21 protein-coding genes are annotated in these 24673 nt (G+C 73.8%); 11 read left to right on the forward strand and 10 right to left on the reverse strand.

Annotation, left to right across the window (positions count from 1 at the left end; translation table 11 throughout):
• Nucleotides 1-169: 169 nt before the first annotated feature.
• Both clpB and ACTMTB_RS07200 read right to left on the reverse strand, forming a co-directional pair.
• Entirely contained in the window at nt 170-2761 is a 2592-nt protein-coding gene (clpB, locus tag ACTMTB_RS07195) for an ATP-dependent chaperone ClpB (RefSeq protein WP_441143442.1), read from the reverse strand.
• 85 nt (nt 2762-2846) lie between these two features.
• Entirely contained in the window at nt 2847-3488 is a 642-nt protein-coding gene (locus ACTMTB_RS07200) for a TetR/AcrR family transcriptional regulator (protein WP_441143444.1), read from the reverse strand.
• A gap of 82 nt (nt 3489-3570) precedes the next feature.
• On the opposite strand from ACTMTB_RS07200, the gene ACTMTB_RS07205 reads away from it, so the two are divergent.
• Complete coding sequence (locus tag ACTMTB_RS07205; protein ID WP_441143446.1) at nt 3571-4707, forward strand: epoxide hydrolase family protein; 1137 nt, start codon at nt 3571-3573, stop codon at nt 4705-4707.
• An 88-nt stretch (nt 4708-4795) separates the two neighbouring features.
• Here ACTMTB_RS07205 and ACTMTB_RS07210 read toward each other — a convergent pair whose 3' ends face one another.
• Nucleotides 4796-5893: a hypothetical protein gene (locus ACTMTB_RS07210; RefSeq protein ID WP_441143448.1), complete on the reverse strand. Its 1098-nt coding sequence runs from the start codon at nt 5891-5893 to the stop codon at nt 4796-4798.
• A 32-nt stretch (nt 5894-5925) separates the two neighbouring features.
• Between ACTMTB_RS07210 and ACTMTB_RS07215 the strand changes: the two genes are divergently transcribed.
• The 3 genes from ACTMTB_RS07215 to ACTMTB_RS07225 all read left to right on the forward strand — a co-directional run bounded on the left by ACTMTB_RS07215 (nt 5926) and on the right by ACTMTB_RS07225 (nt 8242).
• Nucleotides 5926-6426 carry a cation:proton antiporter regulatory subunit gene (locus tag ACTMTB_RS07215; RefSeq protein WP_154940767.1) on the forward strand — a complete coding sequence of 167 codons (501 nt, stop codon included), beginning with the start codon at nt 5926-5928 and terminating at the stop codon, nt 6424-6426.
• A gap of 5 nt (nt 6427-6431) precedes the next feature.
• Nucleotides 6432-7637: a cation:proton antiporter gene (locus tag ACTMTB_RS07220; protein ID WP_350794671.1), complete on the forward strand. Its 1206-nt coding sequence runs from the start codon at nt 6432-6434 to the stop codon at nt 7635-7637.
• 173 nt (nt 7638-7810) lie between these two features.
• Nucleotides 7811-8242: a hypothetical protein gene (locus ACTMTB_RS07225; protein WP_210777139.1), complete on the forward strand. Its 432-nt coding sequence runs from the start codon at nt 7811-7813 to the stop codon at nt 8240-8242.
• Nucleotides 8243-8346: 104 nt separating this feature from the next.
• On the opposite strand, the gene ACTMTB_RS07230 is transcribed toward ACTMTB_RS07225, so the two are convergent.
• From ACTMTB_RS07230 to dnaK, 5 genes are all read right to left on the reverse strand, one after another.
• Nucleotides 8347-8556 carry a hypothetical protein gene (locus ACTMTB_RS07230; RefSeq protein WP_441143452.1) on the reverse strand — a complete coding sequence of 70 codons (210 nt, stop codon included), beginning with the start codon at nt 8554-8556 and terminating at the stop codon, nt 8347-8349.
• Nucleotides 8557-8766: 210 nt separating this feature from the next.
• Nucleotides 8767-9207 (reverse strand): heat shock protein transcriptional repressor HspR, encoded by a 441-nt coding sequence (locus ACTMTB_RS07235; RefSeq protein ID WP_088959533.1) that lies wholly within the window; start codon nt 9205-9207, stop codon nt 8767-8769.
• Between the two features lie 29 nt (nt 9208-9236).
• On the reverse strand, nt 9237-10427 hold the full coding sequence (gene dnaJ / locus ACTMTB_RS07240) for a molecular chaperone DnaJ (protein WP_441143454.1): 1191 nt from the start codon (nt 10425-10427) through the stop codon (nt 9237-9239).
• A gap of 82 nt (nt 10428-10509) precedes the next feature.
• Nucleotides 10510-11259: a nucleotide exchange factor GrpE gene (gene grpE, locus ACTMTB_RS07245; RefSeq protein ID WP_441143456.1), complete on the reverse strand. Its 750-nt coding sequence runs from the start codon at nt 11257-11259 to the stop codon at nt 10510-10512.
• Between the two features lie 48 nt (nt 11260-11307).
• Entirely contained in the window at nt 11308-13167 is a 1860-nt protein-coding gene (dnaK, locus tag ACTMTB_RS07250) for a molecular chaperone DnaK (protein ID WP_179802551.1), read from the reverse strand.
• Nucleotides 13168-13375: 208 nt separating this feature from the next.
• On the opposite strand from dnaK, the gene ACTMTB_RS07255 reads away from it, so the two are divergent.
• The 3 genes from ACTMTB_RS07255 to ACTMTB_RS07265 are packed head-to-tail and all read left to right on the forward strand — an operon-like array spanning nt 13376 to nt 18170.
• A complete protein-coding gene (locus ACTMTB_RS07255) occupies nt 13376-15217 on the forward strand; it encodes an ABC transporter (protein WP_441143459.1) in 1842 nt (613 codons plus the stop codon).
• Nucleotides 15214-16890, forward strand: coding sequence for a GTPase (locus ACTMTB_RS07260; RefSeq protein ID WP_441143461.1), 1677 nt, complete (start codon nt 15214-15216; stop codon nt 16888-16890). Before ACTMTB_RS07255 ends, ACTMTB_RS07260 begins: the two co-directional genes overlap by 4 nt.
• A 53-nt stretch (nt 16891-16943) precedes the next feature.
• Nucleotides 16944-18170: a hypothetical protein gene (locus ACTMTB_RS07265; RefSeq protein ID WP_441143463.1), complete on the forward strand. Its 1227-nt coding sequence runs from the start codon at nt 16944-16946 to the stop codon at nt 18168-18170.
• A 15-nt stretch (nt 18171-18185) separates the two neighbouring features.
• Here the strand turns inward: ACTMTB_RS07265 and ACTMTB_RS07270 are convergent, their stop codons facing one another.
• Nucleotides 18186-18728: a phosphatase PAP2 family protein gene (locus tag ACTMTB_RS07270; RefSeq protein ID WP_441143465.1), complete on the reverse strand. Its 543-nt coding sequence runs from the start codon at nt 18726-18728 to the stop codon at nt 18186-18188.
• A gap of 168 nt (nt 18729-18896) precedes the next feature.
• Nucleotides 18897-19850, reverse strand: a complete 954-nt coding sequence (locus tag ACTMTB_RS07275; protein WP_441143467.1) for a hypothetical protein — start codon at nt 19848-19850, stop codon at nt 18897-18899.
• Nucleotides 19851-20342: 492 nt separating this feature from the next.
• On the opposite strand from ACTMTB_RS07275, the gene pdhA reads away from it, so the two are divergent.
• From pdhA to ACTMTB_RS07295, 4 genes are all read left to right on the forward strand, one after another.
• The gene (pdhA, locus tag ACTMTB_RS07280) at nt 20343-21521 is read left to right on the forward strand and encodes a pyruvate dehydrogenase (acetyl-transferring) E1 component subunit alpha (RefSeq protein WP_179802546.1); all 1179 of its coding nucleotides are present in this window, start codon (nt 20343-20345) and stop codon (nt 21519-21521) included.
• Nucleotides 21521-22510, forward strand: coding sequence for an alpha-ketoacid dehydrogenase subunit beta (locus ACTMTB_RS07285; protein ID WP_088959543.1), 990 nt, complete (start codon nt 21521-21523; stop codon nt 22508-22510). The genes pdhA and ACTMTB_RS07285 overlap by 1 nt, the downstream gene beginning before the upstream one ends.
• A gap of 5 nt (nt 22511-22515) precedes the next feature.
• Entirely contained in the window at nt 22516-23994 is a 1479-nt protein-coding gene (locus tag ACTMTB_RS07290; protein ID WP_441144017.1) for a dihydrolipoamide acetyltransferase family protein, read from the forward strand.
• A 220-nt stretch (nt 23995-24214) separates the two neighbouring features.
• Nucleotides 24215-24352, forward strand: coding sequence for a hypothetical protein (locus ACTMTB_RS07295; protein WP_170285382.1), 138 nt, complete (start codon nt 24215-24217; stop codon nt 24350-24352).
• The last annotated feature ends 321 nt before the right edge of the window (nt 24353-24673 follow it).

Genomic DNA, 24673 nt, shown 5'->3' on the forward strand with positions numbered 1-24673 from the left:
CCATTCTTTCCCCGTCCCGCCAACCCCCACCCTCCTGATCAAGGGGTTTGCGTCAGCAGGAGCGGTGACGCCGACGCAAACTTCTTGATCACCGGGGCGGGTGCGGGGCTGGTCGGGTGCGGGGACGGGCCCGCCGGGAGGCGGGCCCGTCGTCCTGGGCGCGGGTGGGTCAGGCCGGGGCGACCGTGAGGGCGTCCTTGGTGTCGGCGAGGTCGACCCGGACGGTGTCGCCGTCGCGGATCTGCCCGGCCAGCAGCGCCTTGGCGAGCTGGTCGCCGATGGCGGTCTGGACCAGGCGGCGCAGCGGGCGGGCGCCGTAGATCGGGTCGTAGCCGTGCTCGGCGAGCCATCCACGGGCGGCATCGGTGATGTCCAGTGCCAACCGACGGTCGGCGAGACGCTTTCGCATCCGGTTGAGCTGGATGTCAACGATGGAGCGCAGGTCGTCGCCGAGCAGCGCGGCGAAGACCACGATGTCGTCGAGGCGGTTGAGGAACTCCGGCTTGAAGTGCGAGCGGACCACGGCGAGGACCCCCTCGCGGCGCTGCTCCTCGGCCAGCGTCAGGTCGCTGATCACCGACGACCCGAGGTTGGAGGTGAGGATCAGGATCGCGTTGCGGAAGTCCACCGTGCGGCCCTGGCCGTCGGTGAGCCGGCCGTCGTCGAGCACCTGGAGCAGGATGTCGAAGACGTCCGGGTGGGCCTTCTCCACCTCGTCGAGCAGGATCACCGAGTACGGCCGGCGGCGCACCGCCTCGGTGAGCTGGCCGCCCTCCTCGTAGCCGATGTACCCGGGCGGGGCGCCGACCAGGCGGGCGACGGAGTGCTTCTCGCCGTACTCGCTCATGTCGATGCGGACCATGGCCCGCTCGTCGTCGAAGAGGAACTCCGCGAGCGCCTTGGCCAGCTCGGTCTTGCCGACGCCGGTCGGGCCGAGGAAGAGGAAGCTGCCGGTCGGGCGGTCCGGGTCGGCGACGCCGGCCCGGGCCCGGCGGACGGCGTCGGAGACCGCGCCCACCGCCTCGGCCTGGCCGACCACCCGGGAGGCCAGCGACTCCTCCATCCGGAGCAGCTTGGCGGTCTCCCCCTCCAGCAGCCGGCCGGCGGGGATGCCGGTCCAGGAGGCGACCACCGCGGCGATGTCGTCCGCGCCGACCTCCTCCTTGAGCATGGCGCCGTCGGCCTGGAGCCGGGCCAGCTCCTCCTCGGCCTGCTTCAGCTCGGTCTTGAGCGCCGGGATACGGCCGTAGCGCAGCTCGGCGGCGCGTTCCAGCTCACCGTCGCGTTCGGCCCGCTCGGCCTCGCCGCCGAGCCGCTCCAGCTCCTCCTTGGCGGTGGAGAGCTTGGTGATGTGGCTCTTCTCCGTCTGCCAGCGCTCGGACAGCGCGGTGAGCTGCTCGCGCTTGTCGGCCAGCTCCTTGCGCAGCCGCTCCAGCCGCTCGGCGGAGGCGGCGTCGGGCTCCTTGGCCAGCGCCATCTCCTCGATCTCCAGCCGGCGTACGGCCCGCTCGATCTCGTCGACCTCCACCGGGCGGGAGTCGATCTCCATGCGGAGCCGGGAGGCCGACTCGTCGACCAGGTCGATCGCCTTGTCCGGCAGGAACCGGTCGGTGATGTAGCGGTCGGAGAGGGCGGCGGCGGCGACCAGCGCGGCGTCGGTGATCCGTACGCCGTGGTGCACCTCGTAGCGCTCCTTGAGGCCACGCAGAATGCCGATGGTGTCCTCGATGGTCGGCTCGCCGACCAGCACCGGCTGGAAGCGGCGCTCCAGCGCCGGGTCCTTCTCGATGTGCTCGCGGTACTCGTCCAGCGTGGTCGCGCCGACCATTCGCAGCTCGCCGCGGGCGAGCATCGGCTTGAGCATATTGCCGGCGTCCATCGAGCCCTCGCCCTTGCCGGCGCCGACGACGGTGTGCAGCTCGTCGAGGAAGGTGATGACCTGGCCGTTCGAGTTCTTGATCTCCTCGAGGACGGACTTCAGCCGCTCCTCGAACTGGCCCCGGTACTGCGCGCCGGCGACCATCGCGCCGAGGTCGAGCGAGACCAGCTTCTTGTCGCGCAGCGACTCCGGCACGTCGCCGGCGACGATCCGCTGGGCCAGCCCCTCGACGATCGCCGTCTTGCCGACGCCCGGCTCGCCGATGAGGACCGGGTTGTTCTTGGTCCGGCGGGACAGCACCTGGATCACCCGGCGGATCTCCGAGTCCCGGCCGATGACCGGGTCGATCTTGCCGTCCCGGGCGCTGGCGGTCAGGTCGACGCCGTACTTGGCGAGGGCCTGGTAGGTCTGCTCGGGGTCGGCGGTGGTGACCCGACGGTCGCCGCCCCGGACGGTCGGGAAGGCGGCCACCAGGTTCTCCTCGGTGGCCCCGACGCCCTTCAGCGCGCCGGAGACCGCGCCACCGACCCGGGCCAGGCCGGCGAGCAGGTGCTCGGTCGAGGTGTACTCGTCGCCGAGCGGCCGGGCGATCTGCTCGGCGGCGCCGATGGCGTTGACGAACTCGCGGGCCAGCGTGGGCTCAGCGATGCTGGAGCCCCGGGCGGCGGGTAGCGCGTCGACCGAGCGCTGGGCGACCCGGCGCAGCTCGGCGGGGTCGGCCCCGACGGCGCGCAGCAGGCCGGCGGCGGTCGAGCCGTCGGTGTCCAGCAGGGCCAGCAGCAGGTGCCAGGGCTCCACGGTGGCGTGACCGCGCTGGTTCGCCAGCGCGACGGCACCGGTGATGGTCTCGCGGCTCTTGGTGGTGAGGCGTTCCGTGTTCATGGGCTCCCCTGGATCGGCGTGTCCGCCAGTAAGGACGAAACCAGAGTTGAGCCTATTCCGCTCAACTCCAAGTGTGTGACCCGGGTCACCCGGGTCGCCGCCACCGCCAGTCGAACTCCCCGGCGGCGGGCGGCGGCCCCGGCAGCGGGGGATCGGTGACGGCGAGGCCGGCCAGCAGCAGCGCGAGCTGCCGCCGGCGCAACTGCCGGGTCCGCTCCGGATCGGGTACGCGGATCGCCGCACACCCCTCCAGCAGCAGCCCGACGTCCTGCACCACCACGTCGGGTCGGAGCCGCCCGGCACGCCGCGCCCGCTCCACCAGCGCCGCGGTGAGCTCGTTGGCCCGCGCGGCGTCCCGACCCATCTCGGCCGTCGGGGTGAAGGTACCGGCCAGGTGCACGGTCAGCGAGTGCACGTCGGCATCGACGACGCGCTCCAGGAAGCCGGCGAAGGCGGACCAGTCGTCCAGGTCGCCGGCCGCCTCCTCGGCCGCCTCGATGAACCGCCGCAGGCCGTCGTGGCAGAGCCTGCGCAGCAGGTCCTCCTTGCCGGCGTACCGCCGGTAGAGAGCACTGATCCCCACGCCGGCGCGCTCGGCGACCGCGGCGATCGGGGCCTTCGGGTCGGCGAGGAAGACCGCGCGGGCAGCCTCCAGGATCACCGCGTCGTTGCGCGCCGCCTGGGCGCGCCTCCCGGCGAGCGGCGGGGTGTCGGTCGGGTTCGGCATGACCCGAGGATAACAGTGGAACGGATCGTTCCGCTCTGCTATGGTCGAACGGAACGAAACATTCCGTTCTGAGGAGCAGCGCATGTCCGACACCGCCATCCGCCCGTTCCGCGTCGACATCCCGCAGACCGCCCTCGACGACCTCGCCGGCCGGCTCCGCCGGGCCGTCTGGCCGGGGGAGCTCCCGGGCGTCGGCGACGCCTACGGCACGACCACCGACCGGGTCCGCGAGCTGGTGACGTACTGGCTGGAGAGGTTCGACTGGCGGGCCGTGGAGGCGCGGCTGAACGCCCACCCGCAGTTCGTCACCGAGATCGACGGCGAGGACATCCACTTCCTGCACGTCCGGTCGTCCCGCACCGACGCCACCCCGCTCGTGCTCACCCACGGCTGGCCCGGCTCGGTGGTGGAGTACCTGGACGTCATCGGCCCGCTCACCGAGCCCACCGATCCCGCGGCGCCGGCGTTCGACCTGGTCATCCCGTCGCTGCCGGGCTTCGGCTTCTCCGGGCCGACCCGCAGCCCCGGCTGGAACCGGTACCGCACCGCACGGGCCTGGGCGGAGCTGATGGCCCGGCTCGGTTACGACCGCTACGGCGCGGTCGGCAACGACGCCGGCTCGATGATCTCGCCGGAGATCGGCCGCATCGACCCCGAGCACGTGCTCGGCGTCCACGTCACCCAGCTCTTCTCGTTCCCCTCCGGGGACCCGAGCGAGTTCCAGGGGCTCTCCGAGGCCGACCAGGCGGCGCTCGCCCACCTGACGTGGTTCTTCGAGAACAAGTTCTCCTTCAACCAGGTGCAGAGCCAGCAGCCGCAGACCCTGTCGTTCGCGCTGGCCGATTCGCCGGTCGGCCTGCTCGCCTGGAACGGTCAGCTCTTCGACCGGAGCCTGGACCCCGACTTCGTGCTGGCCAACGTGGCGATCTACTGGCTCACCGGCACGGCGGCCTCGTCGATGCGGTTCTACTGGGAGGACGCGCACACCACCGAGCACCCGACCGGGCCGACGACCACCCCGACCGGGCTGGCGATGTTCCCGGGCGACTTCCAGTCGATCCGCCGCTTCGCCGAGCGGGACCACGGGAACATCGTGCGCTGGACGGCGCACCAGGCCGACGTGGCGGGGCGCGGCGACGTGGGCGGGCACTACGCCGCGCACGAGGCGACCGACGTGCTGGTCGCCGACCTCCGGGAGTTCTTCGCCGCGCTCCGCTGAGCCGGCGGCAGCCGTACGCCCGGTCGGGGATCCCCGGCCGGGCCGCGTCGTCCGCTCGCCGGGCCGACCGGTGCGGAACGCTCGCCCGTCAGTCGCCCTCGACGGTCACCCGCACCCACCGCCGGTCCGTGCCGACGCCGGTGCCCAGCACCACGTCCGTCGACCCACGGGCGAAGACGGTGCCGTCGGCGAGGGTGGTCAGGTAGTGCTCCGGGCCGACCGGCCAGGCGACCGGGGTGTACCGGCCGTCGATCACCGCGCCGGCACCGTACGGGCCGGTCACCGCGACCCGCCCGGCGCCGATCGGAGCGACCGACACGATCCGGGAGGGGTAGGACTGCGCCGGGACGGACTCCCACCGCCCCTGCCACCGCCAGAGCGCCGGGAAGTCCATCCGGTCCGGGCGCTCACCCACCAGCCAGACCTGACTGTCCGGGGCGACCTTCGCCCGCAGGACGGCAACCGCCCCGGCGGGCGCCGGCACCGGGGTCCGCTGCCAGCTCCGACCCCGGTCCGTGGAGACCGCCGCGGACGGGCCCTCGTCGCCCACCCCCGCCGCCACCAGCAGGTCGGCGGAGGACGCGACGGTGTTCAGCCCCGGCACGGGCGGCTGGACGGTCAGTGGGCGCAGCGCCGCACCGTCCCACTCGCCCACCCGGCCGGTCGCCTCGATCACCTGGAACCGCCCCTGCGCGGCCCGCCAGGCGGGCGGCTCCCCGTCGGTCCGCACGAAGCTCGCACCGCCGTCGGTCGAGGTGTACCAGCCGTGCGGCTCGGCCAGCAGCGTCACCAGTCCCGGCGCGGTGTGGAGCTGCTGGTTGTCGGCCACCGGGCGCGGGTGGCGCACGGTCAGCCAGGAGCGGCCACCGTCCAGCGTGGAAAAGAGCAGCGCCGGGCAGTTCCGGTCCGGCGGGCCGCCGTCGCAGCTGGCGAAGAGCGCCCAGCCGTGCGCGGCGTCGGAGAACTCCACGAACGGGTCGTCGTACCGCTGGGCGACGGCGACCCGGCCGGCGCGTACCTCGTCGAAGCCGGCGGACGGCGGCGGTGCCGGCACGGGCGCGGCCGTCGGCGACGGCGCGGCGGACCGGGCCGGCGGATCGCGGCGGATGTCCCCGATCGCCGAGCACGCCACCAGCGCCGGGACGGCCAGCAGGGCGACCATCGGGCGGAGCACTCGATCGATCATGGGCGCCTCCTCGGCAGGGTAGCCTTGCCCGGGTGCGAGTACGTGTCGAACAGACTGCCCTACCGGGAATCGGCGTGCGGCACGACCTGGTGACGGAATCCGGCCGCCGGCTGGGGGTCGTCTCCCACCGCAACGGCCGCCGTGACCTCGTCCTGTACGACCCGGACGACCCCGACGCCTGCCAGGCGGACATCCCGCTCACCGACGACGAGGCGGAGGCGCTCGCCGACATCCTCGGCGCGTCGCTGATGCTCGGCCAGCTCTCCGGCTTGCGCGAGCAGGCGGCCGGGCTGCTCACCGAGCAGATCGCCATCCCGGCGGGCTCGAAGTACGTCAACAAGCGGCTGGGCGACACCAAGGCACGCACCCGCACCGGCGCCTCGATCGTGGCGGTGCTCCGCCAGGGCGAGGTGAACGTCTCACCCGATCCCACCTTCCGCTTCGCGGCCGGTGACGTGGTGGTCGTGGTCGGTACCCGCCAGGGTCTCGACGGAGTGACCGCCATCCTCGCCGACAGTGACCCGGACGGCTGAGGCGGATGCACGAAACCACCACACTGCTCGTCGAGGTCGGCGCGCTGCTGCTGCTCCTCGGACTCCTGGGTCGGCTCAGCCGGCGGTTCGGGGTCTCTCCGATCCCGCTCTACCTCCTCGCCGGCCTGGGCTTCGGCCACGGCGGCCTGCTGCCGCTCAACGCCAGCGAGGAGTTCTTCGCCGTCGGCGCGGAGATCGGCGTCATCCTGCTGCTGGTCATGCTCGGCCTGGAGTACAGCGCCAACGAGCTGGTCGGCAACCTGCGCTCCGCCGCGCCGGCCGGGCTGATCGACGCGCTGCTCAACGCGCTGCCCGGCTTCGCGTTCGCGCTGCTGCTCGGCTGGGGCTGGGTGGCCGCCGTGGTGCTCGGCGGCATCACCTGGATCTCGTCCTCCGGCGTGATCGCCAAGGTCCTCGGCGACCTGGGCCGGGTCGGTAACCGGGAGACCCCGGTGATCCTCTCCGTGCTGGTCATCGAGGACCTGGCCATGGCGCTCTACCTGCCGCTGGTCACCGCGCTGCTGGCCGGCGTCGGGCTGGTCAAGGGCGGCATCGCCCTCGGCATCGCGGTGCTCACCGTGGTCGTCGTCCTGGTGGTGGCCATCCGGTACGGCCACCTCATCTCCTCGGCGCTGTCCGCCAAGGACCCGGAGGCGCTGCTGCTCGGCGTCCTCGGGCTGACCCTGCTGGTCGCCGGCGTCGCGGCCAAGCTCCAGGTGTCGGCGGCGGTGGGCGCGTTCCTGGTCGGCATCGCGCTCTCCGGGCCGGTGGCGCACCACGCGACCCAGCTGCTCTCCCCGCTGCGGGACCTCTTCGCGGCGGTCTTCTTCGTCTTCTTCGGCCTGGTCACCGACCCCCGGGACATGCCGCCGGTGCTGCTGCCGGCGCTCGCCCTGGCCGTGGTGACCATGGGGACGAAGCTGCTCACCGGCTACCTGGCGGCCCGCCGGGCGGGCATCGCCGAGCCCGGTCGCTGGCGGGCCGGCTTCGCGCTGATGCCGCGCGGTGAGTTCTCCATCGTCATCGCCGGACTGGCCGTCGCCGCCGGCACCGTCGAGCCCAGGCTGGCGGCGCTCGCCACGGCGTACGTGCTGATCACGGTGGTGACCGGGCCGATGCTGGCGCGGCTGCCCGACATGGGCTGGTTCAAGGTCTGGCTGCGGCGGCGGGCCACGATCCGCCGGCCCGAACCGGTGCCGACCACCGACTGAGCGTGCCCCGGCCGGGTCGGCCGTACGGCTGACCCGGCCGGTCCGCCCGTTGTCGAATTGCTCCCGACAAGCTCTTCCGCCAGCCCACCGGCGACGGTTACCGTTCTGCCCCAATGAGCCAGGGGTCCGCGGGTGGCCGGTAGCGCCCCGCGGGCGTAAGCGGAAGGTTGCCGGTGAGCGTGCAGGATCCGACGTTCCACGGCTTCGCCAACCCCGTCGACCCGTCGCCGACGGAGTTGCGGGCGTGGGCCTACCACCCGGACTCGGTGCCGCTGGCCTCGATGCCGCCCGACTGGGACCTGCTGGTCGCCGGCGACCACCTGGTGCTCACCCTCTTCGACCTGGCGATGGACCCGGCCTGCCCGGCCCGCCGGTTCGCCCTGCACTGCCTCTACATCTACGCGGCGGACGGCATCCGGACGAACTTCCGCGCCCACCCGAAGCGCCGCTTCCGCAAGCTGGTCGAGCAGGCCGAGCGCGAGGGCGACGAGCTGATGCGCAACTGGGCGCACAACAGCCGGGTGCTGCTGGCCCGGCAGGACCTCTTCGTCTACCACGACTGGTGCGAGGGCGGCCTGGTCCGGGAGAACCGCCGGATCGGCTGACGCCAGCGGCCGGCGCGCCGCGGGCCGCCCCGTGCCCACTCTTCCTCGACGAGGCGAACGGGCCGGGACCCCCCGTGGGTCCCGGCCCGCACGTCGGCGGATCGTCAGCGTTCCGATCCACCCTGCTTCCGGCGTCTCGCTTCGACCCGCCCCTGGTCGATGCCGTGGTCGACCTGGTCGCTGAACCGGCCGTTCTTGATCTCGTCGCTGAAGCGACCCTTGGTCACCCGGTCGAACCCCTGCCGGACGTTCTCGGCCACCTTGTCGAGCCGGCCCTCCGTCTGCTGGGCAACCTTCTTCGCCGATTCCGCCATGGCTCCCCCTGCCATCGGAGTCCGGATTGAGTTGGTTGGACCTGGTTCTGAGGCTAACCCAAGGGGTCCGACCGTCGCCGGAGAAACGCGAACTGGCAGCGGTGAAACGCCCGGCGCCGGTCAGCGGTCCCGCGTCCGGGTCGCGCGAGGGACCCGGACCGGGGCGTGGACGGCCGCGCCCCGGCCATCGGGCCGGGCGGCGCCGGAGGTTCAGCGGTCCGGGGTACGGCGGGGACGCCAGACAACCAGCGCCGTCGACGTGCGGTTGGTGGGCACCAGGTCGCCGCGCGGGAAACCGCCCAGCGACTCCAGCTCGGCGATCCGCCGGTACGCGGCGTCCAGCTCGGCCTCCAGCCGGGCCACCCGCTGCTGCGCCTGCTCCAGCAGCCGCTCCAGGCCGATGATCCGCTTCACGCCGGCCAGGTTGATGCCGTCGTCCTGGCTGAGCCGCTGCACCTCGCGCAGCAGCACCACGTCACGCACGCTGTAGCGACGCCCACCGCCGGCCGCCCGGCCGGCCTGCACCAGGCCCAGCCGGTCGTACTGGCGCAGGGTCTGGGGGTGCATCCCCGCCATCCGCGCCGCGACCGAGATCATCAGCACCTTGGCCTCGTAGGCAGGGTCACCCGAACCGACGAAATCGCCCGACATCCCGCTCACCTCCGCACCCGATCCACCGGTCAACCGACCCGACGCACCCGCGCGTCGAGATGTTCCCGAGCCGCCGGCGGAGTCTGCTCGGCGAACGACTCCAGCGTCGCTCGCGCCTCGTCCGACACCACCGCCGGCACCACCACGTCCAGCGTGACCAGCAGGTCACCGGCCTGACCGTCGCGCCGCACCACGCCCTTGCCCCGAGCCCGCAGCACCCGCCCGGACGGCGTACCCGGCGGCACCCGCAGGGTCACCGCGCCGTCGAGGGTGGGCACCCGCAGGTCGGTGCCGAGCACCGCCTCGGCGAAGGTGATCGGCACGGTCAGGGTGAGATCGTCCCCGGTACGCCCGAACAGCTCGTCCGGGCGGACCTTGACCTGCACGAAGAGGTCGCCGGCCGGGCCGCCCCGCTCACCCGGCTCGCCGCGCCCGGCCAGCCTGATCCGCTGGCCGTCGGCCACCCCGGCGGGGAAGCGGACGTTCAGCGTGCGGGTCTTGGTCACCCCGCCGGTGCCCTGGCACTCCGGGCACTTCTCCTCGACGACGGTGCCCACGCCCTGACAGGTGCGGCACGGCTCGGAGAAGCTGAACGACCCCTGGTTGCGGGTGGTCACCCCGGCGCCGTGGCAGACCGGGCAGGCCTTCGGCCGGGTGCCCGGCTTCGCGCCGTCGCCGTGGCAGGTGTCGCAGACTCCCGGCGCGCGCAGCGTCAGCGGGACGGTCACCCCGCGTACCGCGTCGTCGAAGTCGAGCGCCACCTCGGTCTCCACGTCCCGGCCGCGCGCCGGGCCGCGGGGACGAGCCGGGCCACCGGCCCCGCCACCGCCGGAGAAGATCGAGCTGAACAGGTCGGTGAAGCCACCCCCGCCGAACCGGGTGTCGGCGCCACCGGCGCCACCGCCGCCGAAGAGGTCGGAGACGTCGAACGGCACCCCGCCGGGCTGCCCGGCCCCCCGGGCGCCGCGCCGGAACGCGCCCGAGCCGAACAGCGAGCGCAGCTCGTCGTACTCGCGGCGCTTGGCCTCGTCGCCGAGCACCGCGTACGCCTCGGAGACGGTCTTGAACCGCTCCTCGGCCTTCGGGTCACCCGGGTTGTGGTCCGGGTGCGACTCCCGGGCCAGCTTCCGGTACGCCTTCTTGATCTCGTCCGAGGAGGCGGACTTCTGCACGCCGAGCGCGGCGTAGTAGTCCTTCTCGATCCAGTCCTTGGAACTCACCGGTCCACCCCCTTCCGCCTGATGTGGCCCGGCCGCCCCACCCGCCGTCGTACGGCGGGCGGGGCGACCGGATGGTTCCCCACTATTCCGGGTCGGCGACCGCGACCAGTGCGGGCCGCAGCAGCCGCTCCCCGAGCTGGTAGCCCCGGCGCATCACCTGGACGCAGGTCGGCTCGTCCACGTCGGCCGAGGTCTGGTGCGCGACCGCCTCGTGCCGGGTCGGGTCGAACGGGTCGCCCTGCTCCCCGAACGGGGTCAGCCCGAACTTGCCCAGCGCGGTGGTGAGCTGCTCGGCCACCGTGCCGAACGGCCCGACCAGGTCGCCGTGCTCGCGGGCCCGGTCCAGGTCGTCCAGGATCGGCAGCAGCGCGGCGAGCACCGAGCCGGTCGCCTGCTCCTGGACCAGACCGCGGTCGCGGTCCACCCGCTTGCGGTAGTTGGCGTACTCCGCCGACACCCGCTGCAGGTCCCGGGTCCGCTCGTCGAGCTCGGCCCGGAGGGCCTCCAGCTCGGTGCCGAGCGTGGCACCCACCACGCCGCCGGCGACCGGCTGCGCGGGGGCGTCCACCACGGGCGGACCGGCCGGGACCGGACCGTCGACCGTCTCGACCTCGATCTCGTCGACGACGACCTCGGCCTCCTCCACCAGGCCCTCGGCCGGGACGTCCGCCCCGGCGTCGGCGGCGGCGGGCGCCTCCTCGGTCTTGCCGATCTTGCGGTTGTTGCGGATGACGACCCGCGGCCCGTCGCCGGCGGCCTGCTCGGCGGGCGCGGAGCCACCCGGCACCGACCCGGTGGCTCCCGGGTCGGCGGCTCGTGGCTTCTCCGTCATGCGACTACCTCGTTTTCTCTACCGTGAGTCCGGATCGGGGACGGACCGTCACTTCTTGTCCTCGTCCACGATCTCCGCGTCGACCACGTCGTCGGCGCCACCGGCCTGCGGGCCGCCGGCGGCACCGGCACCCGCGCCCGGGCCGGCCGCGCCCGGCTGCTCACCCTGCTCGGCCTGCTGCGAGTAGAGCAGCGAACCGGCCTGCTGGGAGACCTGCGCCAGCCGCTCGTGCGCCGCCTTGATCTTCTCGATGTCCTGGCCGCCGAGCGCACCGCGCAGCTCGCCGAGGGCCTCGTTGATCTGGTCGCGGTTCTCGCTGGGCAGCTTGTCGCCGCTCTCGGCGAGGAACTTCTCGGTCTGCCACTGGAGCGCCTCGGCCACGTTGCGGGTCTCGGCGTCGTCGCGGCGGCGCTTGTCCTCCTCCGCGTGCTCCTCGGCGTCCCGGCGCATCCGCTCGATGTCGTCCTTCGGCAGCGAGGAGCCGCCGGTGATCGTCATCTTCTGTTCCTTGCCGGTGCCGAGGTCCTTGGCGTGGACGTTGACGATGCCGTTGGCGTCGATGTCGAAGGCGACCTCGATCTGCGGCACGCCGCGCGGCGCCGGCGGGAGGCCGGTCAGCTCGAAGGTGCCGAGCTTCTTGTTGTAGGCCGCGATCTCCCGCTCACCCTGGAACACCTGGATCAGCACCGACGGCTGGTTGTCGTCCGCCGTGGTGAAGACCTCGGAGCGCTTGGTCGGGATGGTGGTGTTGCGCTCGATCAGCTTGGTGAAGATGCCGCCCTTGGTCTCGATGCCCAGGCTCAGCGGGGTCACGTCGAGCAGCAGGACGTCCTTGACCTCACCCTTGAGCACACCGGCCTGCAGGGCGGCGCCGACGGCGACGACCTCGTCCGGGTTGACGCCCTTGTTCGGGTCGCGGCCGGTGAGCTGCTTGACCAGGTCGGTCACGGCGGGCATCCGGGTCGAACCGCCGACGAGGATCACGTGCTCGACGTCGGAGATCTTGATCCCGGCGTCCTTCACGGCCTGCTCGAACGGGCCCTTGCAGCGGTCCAGCAGGTCCTGCGTCATCCGCTGGAACTCGGCGCGGCTGAGCGTCACGTCCAGATGCAGCGGGCCGGCGGAGCCGGCGGTGATGTACGGCAGGTTGATGTTGGTGGTGGTGGCGGCGGACAGCTCGATCTTGGCCTTCTCGGCGGCCTCACGGAGCCGCTGCAGGGCCATCTTGTCCTGGCCCAGGTCGATGCCGTGCTCGCCACGGAAGGTCTTCACCAGGTGGTCGATGATGCGCTGGTCCCAGTCGTCGCCACCGAGGTGGTTGTCACCGCTGGTCGACTTGACCTCGATGACGCCCTCGGCCAGCTCCAGCAGCGACACGTCGAAGGTGCCGCCGCCGAGGTCGAAGACCAGGACGGTCTGCTCCTTGGAGCCCTTGTCCAGCCCGTACGCCAGGGCGGCCGCGGTCGGCTCGTTGACGATCCGCAGCACGTTGAAGCCGGCGATCTCACCGGCCTCCTTGGTGGCCTGGCGCTGACCGTCGTTGAAGTAGGCGGGGACGGTGATCACCGCGTCGGTGATCTGCTCGCCCAGGTACGCCTCGGCGTCCCGCTTGAGCTTCATCAGCGTCCGCGCCGAGATCTCCTGCGGGGTGTACTTCTTGCCGTCGATGTCGACGGACCAGTTGGTGCCGATCTCCCGCTTGACCGACCGGATGGTCCGGTCGGGGTTGGTCACCGCCTGGCGCTTCGCGACCTCACCGACGAGCACCTCGCCGTTGCGGGCGAACGCGACGATCGACGGGGTCGTCCGCGAGCCCTCAGCGTTGGCGATGACGGTGGGCTCACCGCCCTCGAGAACGCTGACGCAGGAGTTCGTCGTGCCGAGGTCGATACCGACCGCACGTGCCATCTTCGCTTCCTCGCTTCGTAACGTTGAGGCAGGTCACGGGCCTGCCTGGCGGGCCGCCCGCAGCGACCGCACCACAAGTTGAGTGAACTTGACTCAATAGTGCCATGCCGGCGGCAATCCGCAAGTCGGGGTTGAGCCGACCCGACGCAACCCGACCGTTATTACCGTCCGGTTGTCTTCCCTTGCATCAGTCGGGCACGCTTTAGCGGTGACGACCAAAGGCGATCCCGCCACCCGGTCCGGCGCGCCCCCCGTCGCCGCCCGCACCGGGTCGCCGGACGCCGCCGAGGCTGCCCCCGGCACCACCGCCGACGGCCTCCCGGCCGCGCTGACCGGGCTGCGGGCCGCGATCGACGCCGCCCGCTTCCCGCTGACCCTGCCGTCGGCCGAGCCGGCCCGGCGTACCGCCTCGGCCCTGGCCGACCAGCTCGACGACTACCTGCTGCCCCGGCTGGCCCGGCTCGACGCGCCGCTGCTGGTGGTGGTCGGCGGCTCCACCGGCGCCGGGAAGTCGACGCTGGTCAACAGCCTGGTGCAGGCCCGGGTGAGCGCCGCCGGGGTGCTCCGCCCGACCACCCGCTCCCCCGTGCTGGTCTGCAACCCGGCCGACTCCGCCTGGTTCCGCCAGGGCGAGCTGCTGCCCGGCCTCACCCGCACCACCCAGCCGAGCGAGGACCCGCGCGCCCTGCACCTGGTCACCGCACCCGCGCTCCCCGCCGGGCTGGCCTTCCTCGACGCCCCCGACATCGACTCGGTGGTCGACGCCAACCGGGCCCTCGCCGGCCAGCTGCTGGCCGCCGCCGACCTCTGGCTCTTCGTCACCACCGCCGCCCGGTACGCCGACGCCGTCCCCTGGGAACTGCTGCGCAGCGCCCGGGCCCGGGGCGCGGCCATCGCCATGGTGCTCGACCGGGTGCCGCCGGAGGCCGCCGACGAGATCGCCGCCCACCTGTCGGAGATGCTCGCCGCACAGGATCTCGGCGCCGCGCCGCTGTTCGTCCTGCCCGAGACCTGGGTCGACGGCCAGGGCCTGCTGCCGAACAAGGTCACTGCGCCGCTGAGCGCCTGGTTCTCCCGGCTGGCCGCCGACGCCGAGGCCCGGGCCGCCGTGGTCCGGCAGACGCTGGACGGCGCGCTCGCCTCGCTGCACCCGACCGTCGAGGCGCTGGCCGAGGCGGCCGACGAGCAGGTCGCCGCCGCCGACGCGCTCGACGAGCGGGTCCGGGCCGCGTACCGGGGTGCGCACCGCACGGTGGAGGAGGGGCTCAAGGACGGCCGGCTGCTCCGCGGCGAGGTGCTGGCCCGGTGGCAGGAGTTCGTCGGCACCGGCGAGTTCTTCCGGACGCTGGAGGCACGGATCGGCCGGCTGCGCGACCGGGTGGTCGCCGCGATGACCGGACGCCCCGCCACGCCCGCCACCGAGCTGCGCAACGCCATCGAGTCCCAACTGGTCACCCTGCTGCGCGGGGTCTCCTCCGAGGCGGCCGAGCACGCGTACACCGCCTGGAAGGCGCACCCGGCCGGGGCGGCGCTGCTCGAACCGGGGCTGGCCCACCCCTCCGACGACCTCTCGGAGCGGGCCGAGCGCCTGGTCCGGGACTGGCAGCGCGGGGTGCTGGAGCTGGTCAAGGCCGAGGGGGGCGACCGGCGCTTCGTGGCCCGCACCGCCGCGTACGCGGTCAACGCCACCGGCCTCGCCGTCATGATCGCCGTCTTCGCCTCGACCGCGTTCATCCCGACCGGCCTGGAGGTGGCGACCGGGGCCGGCACCACCGTCGCCGCGCAGACCGTGCTCCAGGCGATCTTCGGCGACCAGGCCGTGCGTACCCTCGCCAACAAGGCCCGGGCCGACCTGCTGGACCGGGTCCGGGCGCTGCTGGACGAGGAGGCGGCGCGCTACCTGACGCGCACCGACGAGGCCCGGCCCGGCGCGGACGCCGGGGCCGAGCTGCGCCGGGCCGCGTCCCGGGTCGAGGTGGCCCGGCACCGCAGCGGCCTGGCCGACGGCGACGGCCCCGACCTGACCGCCCCGGGCGGTGACCGCCGATGACCGGCATCGTCGGCCGGATGCGCGAGGCGTTCCGGGGCGAGCAGCGGGTGGACGCCGACGACCTGGTGGCCCGCCTCGACGCGGTACGCCGCTTCCTGGCCGCCGTGGACGGCCAGGTGCCGGACTCCCGCCTGGTCACCGCGCACACCCTGGTCGAGCGGGCCGGCACCCGGCTGGCGCTCTCCCGCGACCACACCGTGGTGGCGCTCGCCGGCGCCACCGGCAGCGGCAAGTCCAGCCTGTTCAACGCGCTGGCCCGGCTGGACCTCTCCCCGGTCGGCGTGCGCCGCCCGACCACCGGCGTGGCGCACGCCTGCGTCTGGGGCCCGCTCGACGGCGCCAGCCGGCTGCTCGACTGGGTCGGCGTGCTGCCCCGGCACCGGTTCGTCCGGGAGAGCGCGCTGGACGCCGACGACGAGACCGGCCTGCACGGGCTGGTCCTGCTCGACCTGCCCGACTTCGACTCGGTGCAGCGGTCCCACCGGCTGGAGGTGGACCGGCTGCTCGGCCTGGTCGACCTGGTCGTCTGGGTGGTCGACCCGCAGAAGTACGCCGACCGGGTGATCCACACCAGCTACCTGCGCGAGTTCCACCGGCACCGGGACGTGACCCTGGTCGTGCTCAACCAGGCCGACCGGCTGTCCGCGACCGAGCTGCCCCGGGTCCTCGACGACCTGCGCCGGCTGCTCGACGCCGACGGGCTGGACGGCGTGCCGCTGCTGGCCACCACGGCGGTCCACGAAGGCGGCTTGACGGGGCTACGGGAGGCGCTCGAGCGGGCGGTCGCCGAGCGTCAGGCGTCGCTACGCCGGCTCTCCGGCGACGTGGACGCCGTCGTGGCGGGGCTGGGTGAGCTGGTGGTCACGGACCTCCCCCGCGACGCCCCCGACGAGGACACGGTCCGCTCGCTGGACCGGGCCCTGGCCGGCGCGGCCGGGGTGCCGGCGGTGGCCGACGCCGTTCAAGGGGCGTACCGGCACCGGGCCGGCGGCACGACCGGCTGGCCGATCGTCCGGGGCTGGCGCCGGCTGCGACCGGATCCGCTGCGCCGGCTGCACCTGCCCGGTCCGGCCGCCGACCAGCCGGCGGAGAGCCTGGTCGCCGCGACCTCGGTGCCCGACCCGACCGCCGCCCAGCGGTCCGCCCTCGGGCTGGCCATCCGCGCGGTCGGCGACCGCTCCGGGGCCGACCTGCCCGCGCCCTGGCCGGACGCGGTCACCACCGCCGCCCGGTCCCGCCTCGACGATCTGCCGGACGCGCTGGACCGGGCGATCGCCGGCACCGACCTGGGCATGGACCGCCGGCCGCTCTGGTGGCGGCTCGTCGGTGGCGTCCAGTGGCTGGTCACCCTCGCCGCGCTGACCGGGCTCGGCTGGCTGCTGCTCGGCTACGCGCTGCGCGCGCTCGGGCTGCCCGCCCTGGAGTACCCCCGGGTGGGCGAGGTGCCGCTGCCGACCCTGCTGCTGCTCGGCGGCCTGCTCGCCGGGCTGCTGGTGGCCGCGGTGACCCGGCCGGTGATCCGCTGGGCGGCCCGGCGGGCCCGGCAACGGGCCGAGAAGCGCCTCACCGCCGCGGTGGCCGAGGTCGGCGACACGTACGTCCTCAGCCCGGTACGGGCCGTCCTCGACCGGTACGGGCAGGCCAGGGACGCGCTGCGCGACGCGGCCCGGTGAGGCCCGCCCTCGGCACGGGTGTCCCCGCGGCCGTCGCGGCGTAGGGTCGGACCATGGCCACGCCACAGACCCCCTACGATGCGGTGCTGCACGCCGCCCGCGACGTGACGAGGCTGGACACCGCCCTCGACGCCGAGATGCTCGGCGCCGCCCTGCTGGGCAGCGTCTACGCGATCGCCGAGACCGACCGGGAGCGGGCGGTACGGGAGTTCGTCTCCGGCTTCCTGGCCGCCACCGCGCGCCGCCGGACCGCCGCCGCGACCACCATCCGGTCGGTCTTCGCCGCGCTGGTGCCGGACGCGGAGGGCGCCGCGAAGGTCCGCCCCGGCACCCAGGCCCCGGCCTGGTCCGGCCAGCTCGGCCGGGTGCACCTCACCGGCGCCTGGTCGTACGGCGACGTGTACGGCGACCAGACCTCCTACCTCGCCACCTTCGCCTACGACGACGCGACAGGCGGTCCGGAGCACGCGCTGGTGGCGCTCGTCGACCACAACATCGGGATCACCAAGGACGTCTTCGTGGGCGGTCCCGCCGAGCGGATCCTCGAACAGGTCCGGCAGATGTGCGCCACGGACGACCTGACCTGGTTCCGCGAGGAGGACCCGGCCCGGATGCACGGCGAGGTGAGCCGGCACCTGACGGTCACCGACGACCTCGGCGACCTGCCCGGCGAGGGTTCACTCGCCACCGACCGGGCCCTGGTCGGCGCCCGGCTGGCGGTGCTGCCCGGCGCGCCGGCGGACACGCTGACCTGGGACGCCGAGCCACTCACCGGGGAGGAGCGCACCGAGCTGGTGCGGGCCTTCCTGGCGTCGCCGGAGGCGGCCCGCGCCGGCCTGCACGCCTTGGACGGCGACGCGGAGCTGGCCTCGCTGCACTTCTGCCTGGGCCTGCTCTTCGACCACGCGGCGAGCTTCCCGGACGCCGACCCGCTGCGCTGGAGCCCGGCGGTGGCGGGGCTGTTCCTGCTGGACTGGGTGCACCGCCGGGCCGTGCTGGACATGGACGACGCGGCGATGCTGCCCCGGGTGCTGCGCGCCTGGACGGCGTTCGCGGGACATCGGCGCGGCCTGCCGGAGCAGGCCGTCACCCGGACCGACGAGGCGATCGAGGAGCTGGTGCCGGAGTTCGCCCGGCTCTACAGCACGGGTGAGCGGCGCAGCCCGGCCACCGCCGCGGTGGCGCAGCTGATGGCGGACGGGGTGGACCCGGACGACCCGGCCGCGCTGGACGCCTGGATCGAGGCCAACCGCCAGCGCCTCGGCGACGACACCGCCTGACCGGCCACGCCGCGCTCAGCGCAGCGCGGCGTAGACCAGGCCGGCGACCAGACCGCCGACCACGCCCCCGACGAGCACCTGCGCGACGGTGTGGTCGCGCAGCCGTACCCGGGACCAGCCGGCCAGGGCCGGCAGCGGCGCGGCGGCGAGCATCCGGGGGCCGAAGGTCAGCGCCAGCACGACCACCGCGCCGGCGGCCACCGCGGTGTGGATCGACATCTTCCACCAGTGGCTGACGGTCACCGCCACCACCAGGCCGACCACCCCGGCGGCGACCAGGGCGAGCACCGACCGGGGGGCGCCGAGCGCCGCGAGCAGCGCCAGGCCGGCGGTGGCCGAGGCCAGACCGAAGAGCAGGGGTACGCGTCGCTGGTCGCGGACGCCCACGTGGTGGTCGGTCAGGCGACCGCGCCGCACCCCGCCGAGGATGTACGCGAACGGGATGCCGCTGGCGAAGACCGAGGCGAGCAGCGCCCAGCCCAGCCCGTGCGCGCCACCGGCGCCGTGCCAGCCGACCGCGACGGTCAGCAGGGTGACCAGGACGGCGGGGGCGGTCACCTCGGTCACCAGCCGGGCCAGCCGGGTCAGGGCTCCGGGCGGTACGACGACCCGGCGGAGTCCACCCTCGTCGCCGCCCCCGTCGATCCCGTTCAGCTCCCCGTCCCCGATCCGTCCCGTCCGGCCCCGCCGCAGGCCGGTTGCGCCGGCGGCGGGCGTACGGCCCGGTCAGCTGGCGTCGCCCGTCACCGTACCGTCCGGGTCGGGGGCGTCGTGGCTGGTCGGCGCGGGTGCCGCCGGGCGCTGCGGGGCCGGGCTCGGGGTGGCCGCCGGGAACTTCGGCGGACGGGCGGTGGGCGACGGCGGTCGGCCCGGCGGGCGGGCGGCCGGACGCCGACGCGGGCCGCCGGTGGTGGTGGCGGCGGTGGCGGCGGGGCGCGGCCCGGCGGCCGGCGACGGGGGCGACGGCGGGGTGCGGGTGGGGGCCACGGTCGGCGCGGCCGTCGCTGTCACGGTCGGCTCGGGGTCGGGCGACGGCTCGGGGTCGGGCGACGGCTCGGGAGAGCCGGTGGCGGTGGGCTCCGCGCTGACGGTGGGCGTCGGGTCCGGCGGCGACTCGGAGAAGGTGCTGCTCGGTTCGGCGGTCGGGGTGGGCCCGGGGGTCGGCGAGCCGGCCGGCGTGGGGCGGGGTGCGGGGGTCGGTGCGGCGGTCCGGCCCGGTGCGGGCGGGGTGGGCCGGGGGGGCGGGGGTGGCGGCAGCGGGCGCTGGGCGGAGCCGGGAGCGGCCGGCGCCGCCGGCAGCGCGGGCAGCGGCGGCCCCAGCGGGATCAACCTGACCGCGCCGGGGACGGCGGCCGGCAGGTCCCCGGGCCCGGCGGACGGCGGCGCGGGCTGGCCGGTGGCGGGCAGCGGGACCACCACCGGGCCGTCGGAGGGGGTGGGCAGGAACGGGGTGCTCCCGTCGGGGAGCGCGCTGCTGCCGACGGTGGCGGAGCCGGTGCTGAAGGCGGCGAGGATCGGCATGGACGCCGTGCCGGCGAGCAGGGCCACGGTGAAGAGGTAGCCGCGGCCGGGGCCGGCCGGTCCGGGGGTGCGGTGCGCGCCGATCATCCGCCGGTAGCCGCCACCCACGCGGTGCCGGCCGAGCATGGGGGCGGGAGGACCGTCACCTGACTCGGACACCGCAGAACTCCCTCGTCGATTTTGGAGCAACCGGGCACCGGCGGGATTTCTAAACGGACATACGGCTTGAAACGCCCTGCCGGCACCCAGGTCAGCTTGGACCAGTGACGCTCAGTTCACCAGGGACCACAGCGTGTCGACACACAAAATGTCCGTCCCCATGAATCTTCCAAGGGACAAATACGTCGATGCGTCGCGAAGACGACGGAACGGGACCGGTGGGGGAGGCCATACTGTGGGACCGCTCACCTCCTCTGCAATCATTCAGGCACGACGGCAACGCAGCCGGCCTCCGCGCACCCCGCGGCAGGCGCGGTTCGGCGCCGGCTCCCGAACCGGGTTCCTCCCCGAATCCGGCTCACCGCCGCGCGGCAACCCTCACCGGGGCTAGGCGCGGCCGCCAGGAACCAGCCCGGCACCGGCCGGGCCGGCGTACGAGTTGCGCGGACGGGTCACCCCCGGCGCCGACGCAGACACGACAGGGAGAGACGGATGGCAAAGGGCGACCCCGGGGTCACCAGCCGCGGCCGGCGGGCCGCACCCCGGTCCAAGCGCACCGCCGCGGCGGGCGAGCCGGAACTCGTACAGCTGCTCACCCCCACCGGTGAGCGGATCGACAGCGCGATCGGCCCGGACGGGACCGAGTACCGCGTCGACTTCACCGACGAGGAGTACCGCGGGCTCTACCGCGACCTCGTGCTGGTCCGCAAGCTCGACGCCGAGGCCACCGCGCTGCAGCGCCAGGGCGAGCTGGGCCTCTGGGCCAGCCTGCTCGGCCAGGAGGCCGCACAGGTCGGTTCGGGGCGCGCGCTGCGTACCCAGGACATGGCCTTCCCGACCTACCGGGAGCACGGCGTCCTCTACTGCCGGGGCATCGACCCGATCATGCCGCTCGGCCTGTTCCGCGGCGTCGACCAGGGCGGCTGGGACCCGAACGAGTTCAAGTTCAACATGTACACGATCGTGATCGGGGCGCAGACCCTGCACGCGACCGGGTACGCCATGGGTGTCGCCATGGACGGCAAGACCGGCACCGACGACGGCGAGGCGGTGATCGCCTACTTCGGCGACGGCGCCACCAGCCAGGGCGACGTCAACGAGGCGTTCGTCTGGGCCAGCGTCTTCAACGCGCCGCTGGTCTTCTTCTGCCAGAACAACCAGTACGCCATCTCCGAGCCGCTGGAGCGGCAGACCCGCGTCCCGCTCTACCAGCGCGCGGGTGGCTTCGGCTTCCCCGGCGTCCGGGTGGACGGCAACGACGTGCTCGCCTCGTACGCGGTGACCCGGCACGCGCTGGACAACGCCCGGCTCGGCCAGGGCCCCAGCCTGATCGAGGCGTACACCTACCGGATGGGGGCGCACACCACCTCCGACGACCCGACCCGCTACCGGATCGCCAGCGAGGTCGAGGCCTGGCAGGCCAAGGACCCGATCGCCCGGATGAAGGCGTTCCTGACCAACCAGCAGATCGCCGACGCGGACTTCTTCGCCTCGGTCGACGAGCAGGCCCGCACCGAGTCGGTGCACCTGCGCGAGCGGGTGCTCGCCATGCCCAACCCCGAGCCGGTGTCGATGTTCGACCACGTCTACCCCACCGGGTCCCCCGAGCTCGACGAGCAGCGGGCGCAGTTCAGCAAGTACATGGAGTCGTTCGAGGGGAGCGCCCACTGATGGCCACGGAGACGCTCACCCTCGGCAAGGCCCTCAACACCGGTCTGCGCAAGGCCCTGGAGAACGACCCCAAGGTCGTCATCATGGGCGAGGACGTCGGCAAGCTCGGCGGCGTCTTCCGGATCACCGACGGGCTCCAGAAGGACTTCGGCGACCAGCGGGTGATCGACACCCCGCTGGCCGAGTCCGGCATCATCGGCACCGCGGTCGGCCTCGCCATCCGCGGCTTCCGTCCGGTCTGCGAGATCCAGTTCGACGGCTTCGTCTACCCCGCGTACGACCAGATCGTGTCGCAGGTGGCGAAGATGCACTACCGCTCGCAGGGCAAGGTCCGGATCCCGATGGTCATCCGGATCCCCTACGGCGGCGGCATCGGCGCGGTCGAGCACCACTCCGAGTCGCCCGAGGCGTACTTCGCCCACACCGCCGGTCTGAAGGTCGTCACCTGCGCCAACCCGCAGGACGCGTACTCGATGATCCAGCAGGCGATCGCCTCGGACGACCCGATCGTCTTCCTGGAGCCCAAGCGGCGCTACTGGGAGAAGGGCCCGGTCGACCTGGACGCCCCGCTCGCGGACGCGTACCCGCTGCACTCCGCCCGGGTGGCGCGGGCCGGCACCGACGCCACCGTGCTGGCGTACGGCCCGATGGTGCGGACCTGCCTGGACGCGGCCACCGCCGCCGCCGAGGACGGCCGGCAGCTGGAGGTCATCGACCTGCGCACGCTCTCCCCGCTGGATCTGACCGCCGCGTACGAGTCGGTCAGGCGCACCGGCCGCTGCGTGGTCGTGCACGAGGCCCCGGGCAACCTGGGCCTGGGCTCGGAGATCGCCGCCCGGATCACCGAGGAGTGCTTCTACTCCCTGGAGTCCCCGGTGCTGCGCGTCACCGGCTTCGACACCCCCTACCCGGCCAGCCGGGTGGAGGAGGAGTACCTGCCCGACCTCGACCGGGTGCTCGACGCCGTCGACCGCACCTTCGGCTGGTGAGCGCCATGTCACGGATCAAGGAGTTCAACCTCCCCGACCTGGGCGAGGGCCTGACCGAGGGCGAGATCCTCGCCTGGCTGGTCAAGGTGGGCGACGTCATCGAGCTGAACCAGCCGATCGTCGAGGTGGAGACGGCCAAGGCGGCCGTCGAGATCCCGGCGAAGTGGGCCGGCCAGGTGCAGGCGATCTTCCACCCGGAGGGCACCACGGTCGAGGTCGGCACGCCGATCATCGCGATCGACACCGACCCGGGCGCCGGGCCGATCGAGGAGTCGACGACCGGTGCGCCGGCCTCCGCGCTGCCCACCCCGTCGGCGGCCTCGCTGGCCGCCGTCGAGGTGGCCCCGACCGAGGGCGCGGTCGAGCCGGGCCTGATCGGCGGTCCCGCCCCGGGTGGGCGGACCGCCGTGCTGGTCGGCTACGGCCCGCGCACCACGGCGGCCAAGCGCCGCCCGCGCAAGGGCGGGCTGCCGGCCCAGGCGTCGGCCGCGCCGGTCCAGGCCGCGCCGGCTCCGGTGGCACCCGCTCCGGTCACGCCGGCCGCGCCGGTGTCGCCGGCGCCCGGCGCGAGCGGCAACGGGCGGGCCGGCGGGCTGGTGCTGGCCAAGCCGCCGGTGCGCAAGCTCGCCAAGGACCTCGGCGTCGATCTCGCCACGCTGACCGGCTCGGGCCCGCTGGGCTCGATCACCCGGGAGGACGTACAGCGGGCGGCGAGCGGGACCCCGGCGGCGGCCGAGCCGCTGACGGTGACGGCCCCGGCCACGGCGGCCGCGAGCTTCGGCGCGGACCGCGAGCAGCGCATCCCGGTCAAGGGGGTACGCAAGCTCACCGCCGAGAACATGTCCCGCTCGGCGTTCACCGCCCCGCACGTGACGGAGTTCCTGACCGTCGACGTGACCCGGGCGATGAAGGCGCTGGACCGGCTGCGCGAGCGGCGGGAGTGGCGCGACGTGCGCGTCTCGCCGCTGCTGCTGGTCGCCAAGGCGGTGCTGCTGGCGGTCAAGCGTCACCCGATGGTCAACTCGACCTGGGCCGGCGACGAGATCGTGGTCAAGGACTACGTCAACCTGGGCATCGCGGCGGCCACCGAGCGCGGCCTGATCGTGCCGAACATCAAGGACGCCGGCCGGCTGTCGCTGCGCGACCTGGCGGACGCGATGACCGACCTGGTGCAGACGGCCAAGGCGGGGAAGACCTCGCCGGCCGACATGTCGGGCGGCACGCTGACGATCACCAACGTGGGGGTCTTCGGCGTGGACACCGGTACGCCGATCCTGCCCCCGGGCGAGTCGGCGATCCTGGCCTTCGGCGCGGTCCGCGACATGCCGTGGGTGCACAAGGGCAAGGTGAAGCCGCGCCAGGTAACCACGCTGGGCCTGTCGTTCGACCACCGGATCATCGACGGTGAGCTGGGCTCGAAGTTCCTCCGCGACATCGGGGACTTCCTGGCCGACCCCGAGGCGGCGCTGCTCGCCTGGACCTGACCGTCCACGACACCAGCCACGGCCGGTGTGCCCAGGGTGAACGCCCGGCACACCGGCCGTTGCCATTGCACGAAGAAAAGTTCGGCAATGGCCCTCTGTGGCCTACGAATCGTAGGCAGGTGTCTCAGCTCACCTAACAATCGATGGAAGTTGGCGGCGTCTTGCGCTTCAATAGAGACATCAGGGGCTGACAACCGAATAGTCGGAGGAGAGAGACACCATGAGCATGATCGAGCGCATCCGCACCCACCGCGACGCCACCCGCCGCGCCCGCGCGATCGAGCACGCGCTTCGTTCCGCCAACTCGCCTGCGGTGCGCGAGGAGATCCTCGCGATCGCCCAGCGCCACATGAGCTGACGCGGCACAGACTTTCCTCACCTCCTCCAGATCGATGACCCGCCCGGGGCACCCGGGCGGGTCATCGGCGTTTCCGGGGTCGTCGGCGCTTCCGGGCCGCTGAGACCGGGATTCCACCTCGACCGGACGCCCGGTACGGTGGGGCACGGTCGCCACCCGCCGACCCGGGACACCGATCGAGCCGGATGAGAGCCGATCGCCACCGCCCGGCGACGCGGAGTGACGGCCCGGTGCTCCCCGGACGCCCCGCGCGGTCACCGGATACGGTGCGGGGAGCCCGCACGGCCGATCCGCCGGCGACACCGGCGGCCCGCCGCCCGG

Source organism: Micromonospora sp. L32, from assembly GCF_052068055.1.
Lineage (GTDB): Bacteria > Actinomycetota > Actinomycetes > Mycobacteriales > Micromonosporaceae > Micromonospora > Micromonospora purpureochromogenes.